General features: G+C 67.5%; 12 protein-coding genes. 6 read left to right on the top strand and 6 right to left on the bottom strand.

Going from position 1 to position 14,530, the window contains the following annotated elements; all coding sequences use genetic code 11:
• Positions 1–140: 140 nt before the first annotated feature.
• The 4 genes from BN3560_RS04040 (at position 141) to BN3560_RS04025 (ending at position 4,343) form a co-directional block, all read left to right on the top strand.
• Positions 141–1,079: an NAD-dependent epimerase/dehydratase family protein gene (locus BN3560_RS04040; protein ID WP_096227096.1), complete on the top strand. Its 939-nt coding sequence runs from the start codon at positions 141–143 to the stop codon at positions 1,077–1,079.
• 148 nt (positions 1,080–1,227) lie between these two features.
• Complete coding sequence (locus tag BN3560_RS04035) at positions 1,228–2,553, top strand: FAD-dependent oxidoreductase (RefSeq protein ID WP_096227095.1); 1,326 nt, start codon at positions 1,228–1,230, stop codon at positions 2,551–2,553.
• 100 nt (positions 2,554–2,653) lie between these two features.
• Positions 2,654–3,991, top strand: a complete 1,338-nt coding sequence (locus tag BN3560_RS04030) for a Y-family DNA polymerase (protein WP_096227094.1) — start codon at positions 2,654–2,656, stop codon at positions 3,989–3,991.
• Complete coding sequence (locus BN3560_RS04025) at positions 3,984–4,343, top strand: YolD-like family protein (RefSeq protein ID WP_096227093.1); 360 nt, start codon at positions 3,984–3,986, stop codon at positions 4,341–4,343. The genes BN3560_RS04030 and BN3560_RS04025 overlap by 8 nt, the downstream gene beginning before the upstream one ends.
• Here BN3560_RS04025 and BN3560_RS04020 read toward each other — a convergent pair.
• The gene (locus BN3560_RS04020; protein ID WP_096227092.1) at positions 4,340–5,242 is read right to left on the bottom strand and encodes a Fic family protein; all 903 of its coding nucleotides are present in this window, start codon (positions 5,240–5,242) and stop codon (positions 4,340–4,342) included. The genes BN3560_RS04025 and BN3560_RS04020 overlap by 4 nt on opposite strands.
• Positions 5,243–5,302: 60 nt before the next feature.
• Entirely contained in the window at positions 5,303–7,825 is a 2,523-nt protein-coding gene (locus tag BN3560_RS04015; RefSeq protein WP_096227091.1) for an excinuclease ABC subunit UvrA, read from the bottom strand.
• 163 nt (positions 7,826–7,988) lie between these two features.
• Here BN3560_RS04015 and BN3560_RS04010 point away from each other — a divergent pair, with 163 nt between their 5' ends.
• Entirely contained in the window at positions 7,989–8,987 is a 999-nt protein-coding gene (locus BN3560_RS04010; protein ID WP_096227090.1) for a VanZ family protein, read from the top strand.
• A gap of 25 nt (positions 8,988–9,012) precedes the next feature.
• Here BN3560_RS04010 and BN3560_RS04005 read toward each other — a convergent pair whose 3' ends face one another.
• A complete protein-coding gene (locus BN3560_RS04005; RefSeq protein WP_096227089.1) occupies positions 9,013–11,169 on the bottom strand; it encodes a Tex family protein in 2,157 nt (718 codons plus the stop codon).
• Positions 11,170–11,546: 377 nt separating this feature from the next.
• Positions 11,547–11,891: a winged helix-turn-helix transcriptional regulator gene (locus BN3560_RS04000; protein WP_096227088.1), complete on the bottom strand. Its 345-nt coding sequence runs from the start codon at positions 11,889–11,891 to the stop codon at positions 11,547–11,549.
• 115 nt (positions 11,892–12,006) lie between these two features.
• Here BN3560_RS04000 and BN3560_RS03995 point away from each other — a divergent pair, with 115 nt between their 5' ends.
• Positions 12,007–12,357 carry a TIGR04076 family protein gene (locus BN3560_RS03995; RefSeq protein WP_227114856.1) on the top strand — a complete coding sequence of 117 codons (351 nt, stop codon included), beginning with the start codon at positions 12,007–12,009 and terminating at the stop codon, positions 12,355–12,357.
• Here BN3560_RS03995 and BN3560_RS03990 read toward each other — a convergent pair.
• Positions 12,354–12,803, bottom strand: a complete 450-nt coding sequence (locus tag BN3560_RS03990; RefSeq protein WP_096227087.1) for a GNAT family N-acetyltransferase — start codon at positions 12,801–12,803, stop codon at positions 12,354–12,356. The two genes, BN3560_RS03995 and BN3560_RS03990, sit on opposite strands and share 4 nt — an antisense overlap.
• Positions 12,804–13,035: 232 nt before the next feature.
• Positions 13,036–14,460 (bottom strand): site-specific integrase, encoded by a 1,425-nt coding sequence (locus BN3560_RS03985; RefSeq protein ID WP_096227086.1) that lies wholly within the window; start codon positions 14,458–14,460, stop codon positions 13,036–13,038.
• Between the last annotated feature and the right edge of the window lie 70 nt (positions 14,461–14,530).

Below are 14,530 nucleotides of genomic sequence, written 5' to 3'. Positions count from 1 at the left end.
GTGGCTGGCCTGCAACTTTTCCCTTGCCGCCGTTCGCCCATGCGTCCCTGCCGGGGTTCTTCGCCATCGGTCGCCTTTCCCTCTTCGACGCCGGATAGTGTACCATGGGGCGCATCGACGCCTGATGGAAGGGGAGCGCCATGCGCGTGCTCGTGCTCGGGGGAACGCAGTTCGTGGGACGGGCCGTGGCCGAGGGGCTGATCGCGCGCGGCTGGGACGTGTCCATCCTCACGCGCGGCCGCCTGCCGGTGGCGTACGGCGGCCTCGCCAGGCACTACCGAGCCGACCGGCGCGACCCGGCCAGCCTGCGCGAGCTTGCAGGCGAGCGTTTCGACGCGGTGGTGGACGTGTCCGCTTACACTGCCGCCGATGTGGCTCCCGTGCTCGACACGCTTCGGCTCGACGGGGCGCGCTACGTGCTCGTGAGCTCGGGGGCGGTGTACGCGCCCTCCGATGCGGCACGTGCCGAGGACGCGCCGACGGGCGAGAACGAGGTTTGGGGCGCCTACGGGCTGGGGAAGCTCGAGGCCGAGCGGCTGCTCGTAGCAGAGCGTCCGCAGCGCGGCTGCTCCCTCACGATCCTGCGACCCGCCTACTTCTACGGCCCCGGCAATAACCTCTACCGCGAGGCCTATCTGTTCGACCGCCTCGAATGTGGCCATCCCGTCCCCGTGCCCGTCGGCGGCGCGCTCACGCAGTTCCTCCACATCGACGACTTCGTGCGCCTCGTCGTGAGCGTCCTCGAGGCCGAGCCGTGGGAAGCCGAGGCCTTCAACTGCGCGCACCCCGAGCCGGTGGGATGGGGCGACCTCGTCCGAGCCGCCGCGGCGGCGGCCGGCGTCGAGCCGCGCATCGTGCCGGTCGACTATCGCGGCGCCATGGAGGCGCGCGAGTTCTTCCCCTTCCGGGATCAGACCTACCTGCTGGACACGGGAAAGGCCACGCGGTTCGGCCTGGCGCAGCCGAGCGTGGCGCTCGCCGAGGGCATGCGGAGCGCTTACGCATGGTATTGCCGCGAGCGCCCGCGGCTCGCCGATCCCAAGATGACGCGTGTTGGGGAGGCGCTGCGACGCGGGTGAGGCCAAGGTGCGCGAATGGCGTTTCCGCTCACGTGTGCGAAACCGTTCGGCAAAGCGCGGCAAACGCGCTCTGGCGGGCCGCTTTCCTAGTGGCGGGCGGGGGTACCCTGATGCCTGATCGTTCCTCTTGAAGACGAAAGGGCTCGGCATGACCTCTCTCTGGGAAGCGAGCGCCGTGCGGCCGCAGGGCTACGCGAAGGCGCTCGAAGGCGACCGTTCCGCCGACGTGCTGGTGATAGGCGGCGGCATGGCGGGCGTGCTCTGCGCGTATTTGCTGTCGGAGGCGGGATGCCGCTGTGCGCTGGTGGAGGGCGGCCAGGTGGGCGCCGGCGTGACGGCGAACACGACTGCGAAGGTAACAGCCCAGCACGATCTCGTGTACGACCGGCTGATCAAGAAGAGGGGCGCCGATGCCGCGCGCCTCTACTTCGAAGCGAACCAGGCGGCGGTGGCGGGGCTGCGCCAGCTGGCCGATGATGCTCCCTGCGACTTCGAGGAGAAGACGGCCTACGTGTACGCCACGGGCTCCACGGCGGGCATCGAGCGCGAGCTTGCCGCCTACGAGCAGCTGGGCATCCCGCACCACGTGCTGCCCAGCGCGCCGGTGCCGGTTGCGAACCGGGGCGCTCTGGGCATGGAGCGTCAGGCGCAGTTCAACCCGCTGAAGCTGTTGTTCGGGCTGCTCGGGCTCATGCCGTCCGTCGACGTGTACGAGCACGCGTTCGTGACGGACGTGAGCGGGAACACGGCGCGCACGGACCGCGGCTCCATAACCGCCGACCATATCGTGTTTGCGACGCACTATCCGCTGGTCAACGTGCCGGGATTGTATTTCATGAAGGAGCATCAGGAGCGCTCCTACGCGGTGGCGCTGGAAGGCGCCCCGCTTGTTGACGGCATGTTCATAGGCGACGCGGGCGGTTTCTCGTTCCGCACGTACGGCGAGTACCTGCTGGTGGGAGGAGGCGGGCACCGCACGGGGCAGGGGCCGAAGCCCACGGAGGGCTATGCCAAGATACGGGCGTTCGCCGCCGAGGCGTACCCGGGCGCGCAGGAGCGCTACGCGTGGGCGACGCAGGATTGCATGAGCCTGGACCACGTGCCCTATATCGGCGTGCATCGGCGCAGCCGACCGAGCCAGTACGTGGCCACGGGGTTCAGCAAATGGGGCATGACGGGCGCGCTCGTGGCCGCGCGCGCCATCGCCGACCTCGTGCTGCGCGGTCGGAGCCCGGTGGAGGCCCTGTTCTCGCCGCAGCGATCCATGCTCACGCCCAGCCTGTTCTCGAACGCGGGCGTGTCGGCAGCGAACCTGGTGAAGCCGGGGCGGCGCTGCTCGCATTTGGGCTGCTGCTTGGAGCGCAACGACGTGGAGGGCTCGTGGGACTGTCCTTGCCACGGCTCGCGCTTCGCTGCCGACGGGTCGGTGCTGGAAGGGCCGGCCAAGCGCCCGATCGCACCTGAGCGCCGGTAGCGGTTGAATGAGTGCCGCCGGGCTGCGCTCTCCGCTTGCGGGCTGTGGTATACTTCACGAACAAACGTTTCATCAAACGAGAGTTCGGAGGAGGGCGGCGGTGGCGAAGGAGCGCACGTACGTGTGCATCGACTTGAAGAGCTTCTACGCCAGCGTCGAGTGCGTCGATCGCGGGCTCGACCCGCTGAAGGCGAACCTCGTCGTGGCCGATCCCGACCGCACGGAGAAGACCATCTGCCTGGCCATCACGCCGTCGATGAAGGCGCTCGGCCTGTCGAGCCGCTGCCGCGTGTTCGAGATTCCCGAGGGCGTGGACTATGTCATGGCGCGCCCGCGCATGCAGCGCTACATGGAGGTGTCGGCCGACATCTACTCGATCTACCTGCGCTACGTGTCGCCCGAGGACGTCCACGCGTACTCCATCGACGAGTGCTTCATCGACGCGACGCCGTACCTCGCGCTGTACCGGATGGGCGCCAAGGAGTTCGCCGTCATGCTCATGGACGCGGTGCTGGCCGACACGGGCGTCTGCGCCACCGCGGGCATCGGTCCGAACCTGTTCCTCGCCAAGGTAGCGCTCGACATCACGGCGAAGCACGCCGAGGACCATATCGGTTACCTCGATCAGGCCGAGTTCGAGCGCTCGATCCAGACCCACCGGCCCATCACCGATATCTGGAACATCGGCCCCGGCATCGCGAAGAGGCTGGCGAAGTACGCCGTGTACGATCTGCACGGCGTGTGCGAGATGAGCGAGGCCACGCTCTACCGCGAGTTCGGGGTGAACGCCGAGTACCTCATCGACCATGCCCATGGCGTTGAACCGTGCACCATCGCCGACATCCACGCCTACGAGCCGAGCGGTCATTCCCTGGGGAACGGCCAGGTGCTGCCCTGCGACTACTCGTTCGAGGAAGCGCGCGACGTGCTCAAGGAGATGGTGGACCAGCTCGTGCTCGACCTCGTGGAGAAGCGCCTCGTAGCCGGATCGATATCGCTGTACGTGGGGTACGCGAAAGGTCCAGGCGAGCCTGCGGGCGAAGCGGACGGCGCTTTCTTCGACGGCGGCCACGGCAGGCGCCCCGCAAGCGGCCGCCGCGGTTTCCCTCACACCGGCTCCACGCGCAGGCAGGCGGATCGCACGAACCTCTACTCGAAGCTCATGCCGCGCTTCCTCGACCTGTTCGACGAGACCACGCGCAAAGACGCGCCCATCCGCCGCATCAACGTGGGCGTCGGCGGGGTGCTCCCCGAGGAATTCGCCACGATGGATCTGTTCTCGGATGCGGAGGCGGAGGCCGAGGAGCTCCGGCTGCAGCAGGCCGTGCTGGCCGTGAAGGGGCGCTTCGGGAAGAACGCGCTTCTGCGCGGGACCAGCTTGAAGGAGAAGGCCACGGCGCGCGAGCGCAACGAGCAGATCGGGGGCCACCATGCCTGAGCGCCGACCGCGCGCCGACCGCGCCCAGCAGTTCATGCCCTTCGCCGCGCTCAAAGGCTACTACGATCTCATCCGCGAACGCGAGCGCGTGGTGGAGCCGAAGCGCGAGCTGACCGACGAGCAGGCGCTCGAGCTGTCGCAGCGCCTCGCCCGGATGGAGCGCCGCACGATGGCGAGCGTCGTCCACTACGACGGCGAGGCGTACGTCACGACGCACGGCCTGGTGAGCGACATCGACCTCGCGGCGCGCACCGTCACCATCGTCCGCACCCGCATCGCCTTCGAAGATATCTGGGAGATCGTCGCCGAGGAGCGAGATCCGTCTGCGGAACTCGGAGGGGAGGGGCGTTAGCTTCTCGCCTGCTCCAGTTGCAGCATGCGCTGGCCGACGGAGTCTTCCAGCCGATGGGCGACGAGGTCGACCATCGCTGAGCCGTTGCGACCCTCGATGTCGCGCGTGAACGACTCGATGGCCCGGTAGTACGCGGCGATGCCCGCTTCGTCCGCTTTGAGGCTCACGGCGGGGTAGCCGGCGCTCATCAGCATGAAATTGAGCAGCACGCGTCCCGTGCGACCGTTGCCGTCCTGGAAGGGATGGATGTCCTCGAAGACGAGGTGGAAGAGCGCCGCCGTCTCGATCGCGGGGCCCTCGGCCTTCGCCGCCCAGGCGATCAGGCCTTTCATAAGCTGGGGAACGCGTGCGGGAGGCGGTGGGATGATAGGGGAGGATGAGATATAGCGCTGGTCCCAGCGGTACTCCCCCGGCTCGCAGTCGTCCAAATGCGCCGACGCGGCTTCGTGGATGGCGAGGACGGCTTTCTCTGAAACCGGTGTGCCGTTGCGCACGAACTCGACCATGAGGTCGAACGCACGGGCGATGTCGACGACCTCCAGGTGCTCGCTCAAGGGTTTTCCGGGAATGACGGCGTCTTCCTCGAGCACCAATCCGGTCTCTTTAAGCGAGAGCGTGTTGCCCTCGATGCGCGCGGTGGTATGTACGAAGTCAACCTTGACGGTCTCGAAGATATGGTCTTCCTTCGTGGGGTCGAAACCGTGCTCGGCGAGGATCGTTCTCTGGTCCCCAAGACGCTCGATAAGGGCTTTGTCGCTGTTCGGAGCTGCGGGGTGATTGTCGAAGCGATGAAGTTGATATTGAAGAAGGCGCAGATAATCTTCGCGCTCGCCGGTGACGCCGTACATCTTCTCATAGCCGGTGGCGTAATCGAGATCGCTTAAGTCCTGTTCTGTCATGGAGGCCTTCCCTGTCTTCGAGGCTGTTCGAAGGTCGCACTTTTAGATTCTACCACGCCTCTACAGGTACCTTCCCGTGACGCTGTCCGGGTTGGCGGCCACCTGCTCGGGCCTGCCGGCGGCGACGACGCGGCCGCCGGACGCGCCGCCGCCGGGACCGAGGTCGATCACGTAGTCGGCGTTTGCGATGACGTCCAGGTCGTGCTCGATCACCACCACGGTGGCGCCTTGCACCACCAGGCGGTCGAACACCTCGAGCAGCTGCGCCACGTCGAGCGGGTGCAAGCCGATGGTGGGCTCGTCGAACACGAACACGGCATCGTCCTGCGTGCGCTTCATCTCGCTGGCCAGCTTCAGGCGCTGCGCCTCGCCGCCGGAAAGCGCCGGCGTGGCCTCGCCGAGGGTGAGGTACCCCAGCCCCAGGTCGCAGAGGGTTTGCAGCTTAGCGGCCACCTTTCTGAGGTCGGAGGTGGCGGCCAGCGCCTCGCTCGCGCTCATGGCCATGAGGTCGGGCAGTGACACGAGGTCCACCGGGTCGTCGGCGTGCGGGCGGCGGATGCGATCGGCATCGGGGGCGTAGCGCGAGCCGCGGCAGGCGGGGCAGGTGATGTCCACGTCGGGCAGGAACTGCACGTCTAGGCTGATGGAGCCCGTGCCGTCGCATACGGGGCAGCGCAGCTTTCCCGTGTTGTACGAGAAGTCGCCCGCCTTGAGCCCCGCCGCCTTCGCGTCCGGCGTGCGGGCGAAGGCGCGGCGCAGTTCGTCGTGCACGCCCGCGTAGGTGGCCACGGTCGAGCGCACGTTGATGCCGATGGGGGAGGCGTCGATGAGGTTCGCCCGCTCGATGCCCGCAGCCTCGAGGGCGCGCACGTGGGCGGGCGGCCTCTCGCCGGCGGCCCACGCCTTCAGCGCAGGCACGAGGCTCTCCAGCACGAGCGTGGTCTTGCCCGAGCCCGACACGCCGGTGACGGCGGTGAGCCGGCCGCGGGGAACGTCCACGGCAAGCGGCTTGACCGTGTGGAGCGCGTCCGTCTCCAGATGGATGCGGCCGAGGGCGAACACGTTGTCCGCATCTGCCCGGTCGCGCACGCAGACGGTGCGCGCACCCGACAGGAACGGCCCGATGAGCGAGGCGGGGTCGGCCTCGATCTCGGCCACGGAGCCCTGCGCGATCACGCGCCCGCCCGCGGCGCCCGCTCCAGGGCCTATCTCCACGATATGGTCGGCCGCGCGCAGGATGCGCGCGTCGTGGTCCACCATGGCCACCGAGTTGCCGTCGGCCAGAAGGTCGCGCATGACCTCCACCAGGCCGTCGACGTTCAGGGGGTGCAGGCCGATGGACGGCTCGTCCAGCACGTAGAGCACGCCGGTGGTGCGGTTGCGCACGGCGCGGGCCAGCTGCACGCGCTGCCGCTCGCCGGTGGAGAGCGTCGAGCCCGCGCGGTCGAGCGAGAGGTACCCCAGCCCCAGGTCCACGAGACGGCGCGCCGTGTGCTGGAACGACTCGCAGATGTTTCGCGCCATCGGGCGCATCTCGGGGGCGAGCCCGCCCGGCACGGCGTCCACCCAACCGGTGAGGCCGTCGAGCGTCTTCTCGGTGGCCTCGGCCAGGTTGACGCCCGCCACCTGCGGCTTCAGCGCGTCGGCAGACAGGCGCGTGCCGTGGCACACGGGGCAGGTGCCCTGCTTGAGGAACCGCGCCACGCGCGCCAGGCCCTTCTCGTCCTTCACCTTCGCCAGCGCGTTCTCCACGGTGTAGACGGCGTTGTAGTAGGTGAAGTCGAGCTCGGCGAAGGTGTCGGACTTCTTCGCCTTATACAGGATGTGCTTCTTCTCGGCGGGGCCGTGGAACACGATGTCGCGCTCCTTGGGCGTGAGCTGGTTGAACGGCACGTCGGTGCGCACGCCCATCTCGCGCGCAACCTGCTTCATGAGGTCCCACATGAGCGTGCCCCACGACGCCACCGCGCCCTCGTCGATGGTGAGCGACTCGTCGGGCACAAGGGAGCTTTCGTCCACGGTGCGCACGATGCCGGTGCCGTCGCATTCGGGACAGGCGCCGTCGCCGTTGAAGGCCAGAGCCTCGGCGCTCGGGCCGAAGAACTCCACGCCGCAGACGGGGCACGTGATGGGGCGCTCGGCAGCCACGTTCAGCGTGGGCGGCACGCGGTGGCCGTTGGGACACACATGGCTGCCCACGCGCGAGAACAGGAGTCGGAGGCTGTTCAAGAGCTCGGTGGAGGTGCCGAACGTGCTGCGCACCCCGGGCACGGCGGGTCGCTGGTGCAGCGCGAGGGCGGCGGGCACGTGCAGCACCTCGTCCACGTCGGCGCGCCCTGCCTGCGTGAGACGGCGGCGCGTGTAGGTGGAGAGAGCCTCGAGGTAGCGCCGCGAGCCCTCCGCGTACAGCACCCCGAGCGCGAGCGACGACTTTCCCGAGCCCGACACGCCCGCGATGCCCACGAGCTGGTTCAGCGGGATGTCCACGTCGAGGTTCTTCAGGTTGTGCACGCGGGCGCCGCGCACCTGGATGTGGTCGGGCGCATACGGAGCGGGCGGTTGGATGTTTCGAGAAGTATCCATTCCGCTATTGTAGCGCTCGGCCCGTTTCGTCGCGAGATGCCTGCTCTTCTCCACCTGCGCCTTACAAAGAAGTAAGCGCGCCGTAAGCGACAGGCAAGGCCGACGCAAGGAGGCTGCACCATACTGGAACCCGCGCGCGGGACAACGGGGAAAGGAGGAGGAGATGGGATACCTTGCGCAGTTCCTCGGACGATTCAGCGAGAGCTTCGCGGCGGCGGTGGCGCTTTGGCCGCTCGCATCGATGGTGCTCACGCTGCCCATCCTCGCCTACCTGTACCATCGGGACGGGCGATTGCGCGCGGCTTCGGCGGTATCGGCCTACCTCGCCGTGCTCTACGTGCTGGGACTCGGGTGCTTCACGCTCTATCCGCTGCCCGACGGCGCTTCCGGCCCCGGCATCACCTACGGCATCGAGCCGCGGTTCAATCCGCTCGGCTTCTTGGACGACCTCGCGAAAGACGGCGTCCGCGCCTTGCCGGACATGGTGGCGAACGTGGCGTTCTTCGTCCCGCTCGGCTTCATCGCAGGGCGCCTGCTGCGCTGGCGGTTCGCACCGACGCTCGCCTTGGGCTTCGGCGCCTCTCTGCTGATTGAGACGGCGCAGCTCACCGGCTTGTTCGGCCTGTATCCCTATGCGTACCGGATGTTCGACGTGCTGGACCTGTTCTGCAACACGATGGGCGCTGCTTTCGGGTGGTCCGGCACCGTGCTCGCCGGGCGCCTGCTGCCGCCGAGCGAGTCGGCCCGGGAGGGACGCGTGACTGACCGGCCCGGCTTCGTGCGTCGCGCTGTCGCGTACTGGATCGACCTGACCGTCATGGGGGCCGTCCTTGTCGTCCTGCTCGCCGCCGCGAGCGTCGTGCTGCATGCGGCGGGGGACTCCTCGTGGACCGACGGCGGCTGGTGGGAGCGAGCGGCCGCAATTGCGGTGTTCGTCGTGTTCGAGGGCGTTGTCCCGTGGCTTCGGCAGGGCCGCACGCTCGGAGGCGGCTTCGTGCGCATGACGTGCGAGACGCGCCCCCGCGCAGGCTGGCAGCGGCTCGCCTTCTACGTGGCGCGGGTGCTGACGCTGGCTGCCGCCGTAGCGCTCCCGCCGCTCGTTGCCATGGCACTGCTCCTGTTCTACGCCTTCGCCCGCCGCATGCCCTATGACTACCTATGACGGGGGACGGGCGGCTACCGCCCCCTTACGCCTTTCCCTTCACCATGGAGAGCGAGATCTTGCCGCGGTCCTTGTCGATGGCGGTGACCCAGACGGTGACAGTGTCGCCCACGGCCACGACCTCGCTCGGGTGCTTGACGAAGCGGTCGGCCAGCTTGGAGACGTGCACGAGCCCGTCCTGCTTGACGCCCACGTCCACGAACGCGCCGAAGTCCACCACGTTGCGCACGGTGCCGGTGAGCTCCATGCCGGGCACGAGGTCGTCGAAGGAGCGGATGCCCTTGCTGAACACCACCTCCGGCGCGCCGTCGCGGGGGTCGCGCCCCGGCTTCTCCAGCTCGGCCACGATGTCGCGCAGGGTGGGCAGGCCCACTCCCAGCTCGGCCGCGAGGGCGGGCAGGTCGCCGAGGCGACCTGCGATGTCGGGGACGCCGCCGCGCGCGAGCGCTTCCGGCCTCACCTTCGCGCGCTTCAGCAGCTCGCGCGCCACGGGATAGCTCTCGGGATGGACGCTCGTGGCATCGAGCGGGTTCGCGCCGCCGGTCACGCGCAGGAAGCCGGCGCAGTTCTGGTAGGCCTTGGCGCCGAGCTTCGGTACTTTCTTGAGCTCCCGCCGGTCGGAGATGCGCCCGTGCTCCTCGCGGTAGGCCACGATGTTCTTCGCCACGGCGGCGCTCACGCCCGACACGTAGCCCAGCAGGCTCGCGCTGGCCGTGTTGAGGTCGACGCCCACGCGGTTCACGACGCGCTCCACCACGCCCGCGAGTGCGCGGCCGAGTTCCGCCTGGTTGAGGTCGTGCTGGTACTGACCCACGCCGATGGACTGCGGCGGTATCTTCACCAGCTCGGCGAGCGGGTCCTGAAGGCGGCGGCCCAGGCTCATGGCGCCGCGCGTGGTGACGTCGAGGTCGGGGTACTCCTCGCTGGCCAGCTGGGAGGCCGAGTACACCGACGCGCCGGCCTCGTTCACGATGGTGTAGCGCAGGGGCGCGTCCGACTTGGCGATGAGGTCGGCCACCACCTCCTCCGTCTCGCTGCTGCCCGTGCCGTTGCCGATGACGATGGTGTTGGCGCGGTGGCGCTTCACGAACCCGGCCAGCTTGTCCTGCGTCTTGCGCACCTCGCTGCGCGGCGGGGTGGGGTAGACGGTGGTGAAGTCGAGCAGCTTGCCGTACTCGTCGAGCACCGCCACCTTGCAGCCGGTGCGGTAGCCCGGGTCGATGGCGATGACGCGCGCGCCGCGCACGGGGCGCTGCGAAAGCAGGCTCTCGGTGTTCTTGGCGAACACCTTGATGGCGTCGGTCTGCGCGCGCTCGGTGAGGAGGCTGCGCATCTCGCGGTCGAGCGCGGGGGCCATGAGGCGCTTGTAGCCGTCGGCCGCGGCCTCGCGCAGCACGGGGGCGAAGGGGCTTGCCGGGTTCCTGACCACGCGGCGCTCGAGTTGTTCGATGGCGGCGTCTGCGTCCACGCGCACCTTCGCGCGCAGCTTGCCCTCCTTCTCGCCGCGGTTCACGGCGAGCACGCGGTGGTTGGGGATGCGCGAGAGCGGCTCCGAGAAGTCGTAGTACGCCTCGTAGACGGTCTTCTCTTGCGGGTCGACCGCTTCCACGGCCAGCGCGCCGGTGCGCTTGGTGAAGCTGCGCAGGGCCTCGATGTGCTCGGCGTCGTCGGCGATGACCTCGGCCACGATGTCCTGGGCGCCCTGCAGCGCCGCCTCGGGCGTGGGGAAGCCGGCCTCGGCGTTCACGAGCCCGGCCGCGAGGTCGAGCGGCGTTTTGTCGGAGCGGCCCTGCGCCAGGATGAGCAGCGCAAGGGGCTCCAGCCCCGCATCGCGCGCCTTCGACGCCCGGGTGGCGCGTTTCTTCTTGTATGGCTTGTACAGGTCCTCCACGCGCTGCATGACCGCGGCGTTCTCGATCTTCGCGCGCAGTTCGGGTGTGAGCTTGCCCTGCTCGTCGATGGCGCGCAGCACCTCGTCCTTGCGGGCCTCGAGGTTGCGCAGATAGGCTAGGCGCTCGTCGAACGCGCGCAGTTGGGCGTCGTCCATGCCGCCCGTGGCCTCCTTGCGGTAGCGGGCGATGAATGGGATGGTGTTGCCCTCGTCGACCAGGGCGATAACGGCCGCGACCTGCGCCGCGGTCAGGTTGAGCTCGCACGCGAGCGTGGTTTGGATGGTGGGCATGGAGCGAACTCCTGAGGTCTCGAGCGGCTGATTCGTCGGCCTTGCATTATAGCGCGACTCTCCCCGCTACCTCTGCGTGGGATTGGACGAGCTTGGCTGCGCTGTCTGGCACCCCGTGTTGGGGTCCTTCGCAGAATCGCGGGCTTCTGGTCACAGTTTTGGCCGCTCTGAAGCTTTTCGGCGGTTAGCAGGTGCTTCGGCGCAATTCGCGACCTGCGCAAACACGCAGAGGACAGCCGTCCGGCCGTCGAAACCGAACTCTGCGCGCACGAAAAGGCTTCAGAGCGGCCAAAACTGTGACTAGAAGCCCGTATCGGCGCTAAGGCAAGATCGACATGTTGTCATGCCGAGCAAGCGGAGCGACCGCAGTAGCCACCCTAATAGAAAGTGCCGTGCTCGCGTCCCCATTCGCACATGGCCTCCATCAGGGGGTAGAGCGACTTGCCCTTCTCGGAGAGGCGGTATTCCACCTTCGGCGGGATCTGGGGGTACTCGGTGCGCACGACAAGCCCGTCGGCTTCCATGGCCTTGAGCTGGCTGCTGAGCGTCTTGTCGGTGATGCGGCCGATCTTGCGCTTGAGCTCGTTGAAGCGCATGGTCTCGCATTCCACGAGCCAGTACATGATTACGAGCCGCCACTTCCCGCCGATCATCGACAGCGTGTAGCCGAACGGCGTGTCGGCGAGCGACGAGAGGCTTCCCTCGTAGGGCTCCATGCTCATAGCGCTTCCTTTCGGGATAGTACCTGTTCTAAAAGACCGTACTTCCTTTGCGGTCGTCCCATACAGTATAACGAGAGGCGGCAAAGAAAGGACGATGTTCGCGAAAGGATGCGCCATGTCCATGACCAAGGTGAGGATCACCGTTTTGAAGGCCACGTTCGACGAGGAGCTGGCTGCCGAGTACGGCGCCGAGGGGCTCGCGCCGTGCCCCATGATGAAGGCCGGGCAGGTCTTCCTCGCCGACTACGCCAAGCCCAAGGACTTCTGCGACGAGGCGTGGAAGGCCGTCTACCAGTACGTGTTCGCGCTTGCCCATGGCGGCGGCGACTTCACGTTCTACTTCGACGACTGGATGCGCGTGCCCGGATGCGCCATCGTCAGCTGCAACGACGGCCTGCGCCCCGTCATCATGAAGCTCGAGGCCACCGACATTCCCGCCGAGTTGAACTACGATCCGGTGCGCTAGAGGCGCATCCTCAAATACACCATGTCCATGAGCTTGTGGCCGTCCTCGTACATGGGATGGTCGTAGTTGTCGACGAAGAAGTTCTCCACGACATGCGAGCGCTCGAACCCGCACCGCTCGTAGAAGCGCAGGATGCCGGGCACGTCGCCCGTGCCGACGAGGAGCCAGCCCCCTCGGTTCCGGTAACGCTCGGCGACAAGCGCGATGAGCCGCCGCCCGTAGCCCTTGCGCCGGTGCTCGGGCACGGTGACGATGTTCTTGATCTCGAACACGTCGGGCTCTTCCTGCGTCACCACGCAGAGCGCCCGCGCCTCATCGTCCTCGATGAGGGCCAGCAGATCGCCGCGGTGCAGGTACCGCTCGATCATGTCCGCCGACTCGTCGGCGATGAGCAGCAGGTCGAGGTGCCTCTCTTTGTCGGCTTCGGGGATTTCGACGAGTTCCATGCGCGGCTTCCCTTCGTGACTTAAAATCTTAGGTGGAGTGTTTCGAGAAACAGTATAAGCGCGGTCGAGCGGGAAGGCGAAGGCGATGAACATCCAGGTGTTCGGCAGCTCAATTGAAATCAGAATTGCAAAGCCGTTGCAATAAGTCTTTCAACGTAGGGCATCGCGAACGGCAAGGCGGGAAAGCGACCGCAAGGCGAGCCATGCCGCGGTCGAAAGACGAGGGCCTGGGTCAGGAGCCGGCGGGCCTGACACGCTCGATCGAGAGCCCGCCGCCGTCGCCTATCGAGACGACGACCTCTCCCTCGTCGGGGACGCCGTCCAGCATGGCCCGGATCTCGCCGGCGCTCGCGAGGACGCTCCTCCCGCCGTCCAGCACGGCGAGCATCCGCTCTATCTGGTCCTGGATAGGCTCGGAGGCCTTGGAGTGCCCCTGTTCGAGACGAAGGAGGGAGAAGAAGCTCCCCGGCCTCGCCAGCTGCAGCGTGGCGGCCCTGCCGTAGCCCTCGGCCATGGCGATGTCGATCGCCGTCTGCGAGAGGTTGTACTCCGAGGGCCTCCCCTCTATCCCCGCTCGCCTGAAGGCGCCGTTGATTATCACCGATATCGACACGTCGGTGAGCCTGGTGCCGCGATGCGAGTTCGAGCATGCGGCCACGAGAGGGTCTTCCGGGCCCGCTTTCCTGAAAGCCGTGTAGCGGGCGACCGCCGAGGCCGCCGTAGGGGGCAGGTAGGCGACGGTTCCGGGCCGGCTGGCCGAACCTCGAAGCCTGATCAATGCGAAGTCGCGGACGTAGGACACGTCTCCCACGTCGGCTCGGTACAGCTCGCATTGGCGCAAGGTCCCGAGCAGCATGAGCTTGACGACCATGGAGTCTCTAAGCGAGACCTCCTCGCCCGGCTGGTCCCCCGCGGCGTCGATGACCCGCCGCGCGTCGTCGACGCCGAGCGGGGCGCGAGGGGTCGAGTTCCTCTTGGCTGCAGGCGCGGTCAGATTGCGGGCGGCATCGTCGCAGTACCCTTTGGCCTCAAGCCAGCGATAGAAGCATTTGACCCCTCCCGCTATGGTGGATATGGAGTTCGCCGAATAAGCCTCTTCCGCCCATGCCATGAAGCGTTTAAGGGTAGCGGGGCTCACCTTGTCGAAGGAGACGCCCGTATCTTGCAGGTACCGGGAGAAGATCCTCACGGCGTTAAGGTAGGGCCTCGGATTGTAGCCTTGCGACCTGCGCTCCATCTCGAAGGACTCCATGATCTGGAGGTCGATTGACCCGAAGCGGCCCCTTCGCTCGCCTCGCGGCGCATCTCCTTTGGCGGACTTCATCGAGCGGCGGGTGTTCGGCCCGTGGCCGCCGCGCCGCCCGACCCTTCCCGCGGCATCGGCGAGGATTCCCTCGGACTCTAACCACCTGAAGAAGGATCTGACCGCCGAGCGGACGTTCTCGCAGGAGTGCTGCCCGCTACTCCTCGCCAGCCTCTTGAGAAAGGACTCGAGCAAATCCGGCGTGACGTCGTCCAGCCCGATCCCCTTCGCCTCGAGGTCGCGCACGAACCTCAGCGCGTTGTTGGCGTAGGCGTACGATACGGCGCTCGTCAAGCCGCTGTCCTTGCGGAAGCGCATGACAAGGGCCTCCGGATCCTCCAGGCTGTCCGCCATCGCCGCATGCCCCCTTCCTCGCTACTCCCGTTGCCCGCAGTTCATCCGTAGTGTAGCATCTGCGTAACCG

The organism is Gordonibacter urolithinfaciens, from assembly GCF_900199375.1.
Classification (GTDB): domain Bacteria; phylum Actinomycetota; class Coriobacteriia; order Coriobacteriales; family Eggerthellaceae; genus Gordonibacter; species Gordonibacter urolithinfaciens.
The sequence above is the reverse complement of the archived record's forward strand: the minus strand, read 5'-3'. Positions and strand labels throughout refer to the sequence as shown.

Excerpts from the sequence above, each read along its gene's own strand:
- BN3560_RS04040 (WP_096227096.1), top strand. The coding sequence starts at position 141 with ATGCGCGTGCTCGTGCTCGGGGGAACGCAGTTCGTGGGACGGGCCGTG.
- BN3560_RS04035 (WP_096227095.1), top strand. The coding sequence starts at position 1,228 with ATGACCTCTCTCTGGGAAGCGAGCGCCGTGCGGCCGCAGGGCTACGCG.
- BN3560_RS04025 (WP_096227093.1), top strand. The coding sequence starts at position 3,984 with ATGCCTGAGCGCCGACCGCGCGCCGACCGCGCCCAGCAGTTCATGCCC.
- BN3560_RS04020 (WP_096227092.1), bottom strand. The coding sequence starts at position 5,242 with ATGACAGAACAGGACTTAAGCGATCTCGATTACGCCACCGGCTATGAG.
- BN3560_RS04015 (WP_096227091.1), bottom strand. The coding sequence starts at position 7,825 with ATGGATACTTCTCGAAACATCCAACCGCCCGCTCCGTATGCGCCCGAC.
- BN3560_RS04010 (WP_096227090.1), top strand. The coding sequence starts at position 7,989 with ATGGGATACCTTGCGCAGTTCCTCGGACGATTCAGCGAGAGCTTCGCG.
- BN3560_RS04005 (WP_096227089.1), bottom strand. The coding sequence starts at position 11,169 with ATGCCCACCATCCAAACCACGCTCGCGTGCGAGCTCAACCTGACCGCG.
- BN3560_RS04000 (WP_096227088.1), bottom strand. The coding sequence starts at position 11,891 with ATGAGCATGGAGCCCTACGAGGGAAGCCTCTCGTCGCTCGCCGACACG.
- BN3560_RS03995 (WP_227114856.1), top strand. The coding sequence starts at position 12,007 with ATGTCCATGACCAAGGTGAGGATCACCGTTTTGAAGGCCACGTTCGAC.
- BN3560_RS03990 (WP_096227087.1), bottom strand. The coding sequence starts at position 12,803 with ATGGAACTCGTCGAAATCCCCGAAGCCGACAAAGAGAGGCACCTCGAC.
- BN3560_RS03985 (WP_096227086.1), bottom strand. The coding sequence starts at position 14,460 with ATGGCGGACAGCCTGGAGGATCCGGAGGCCCTTGTCATGCGCTTCCGC.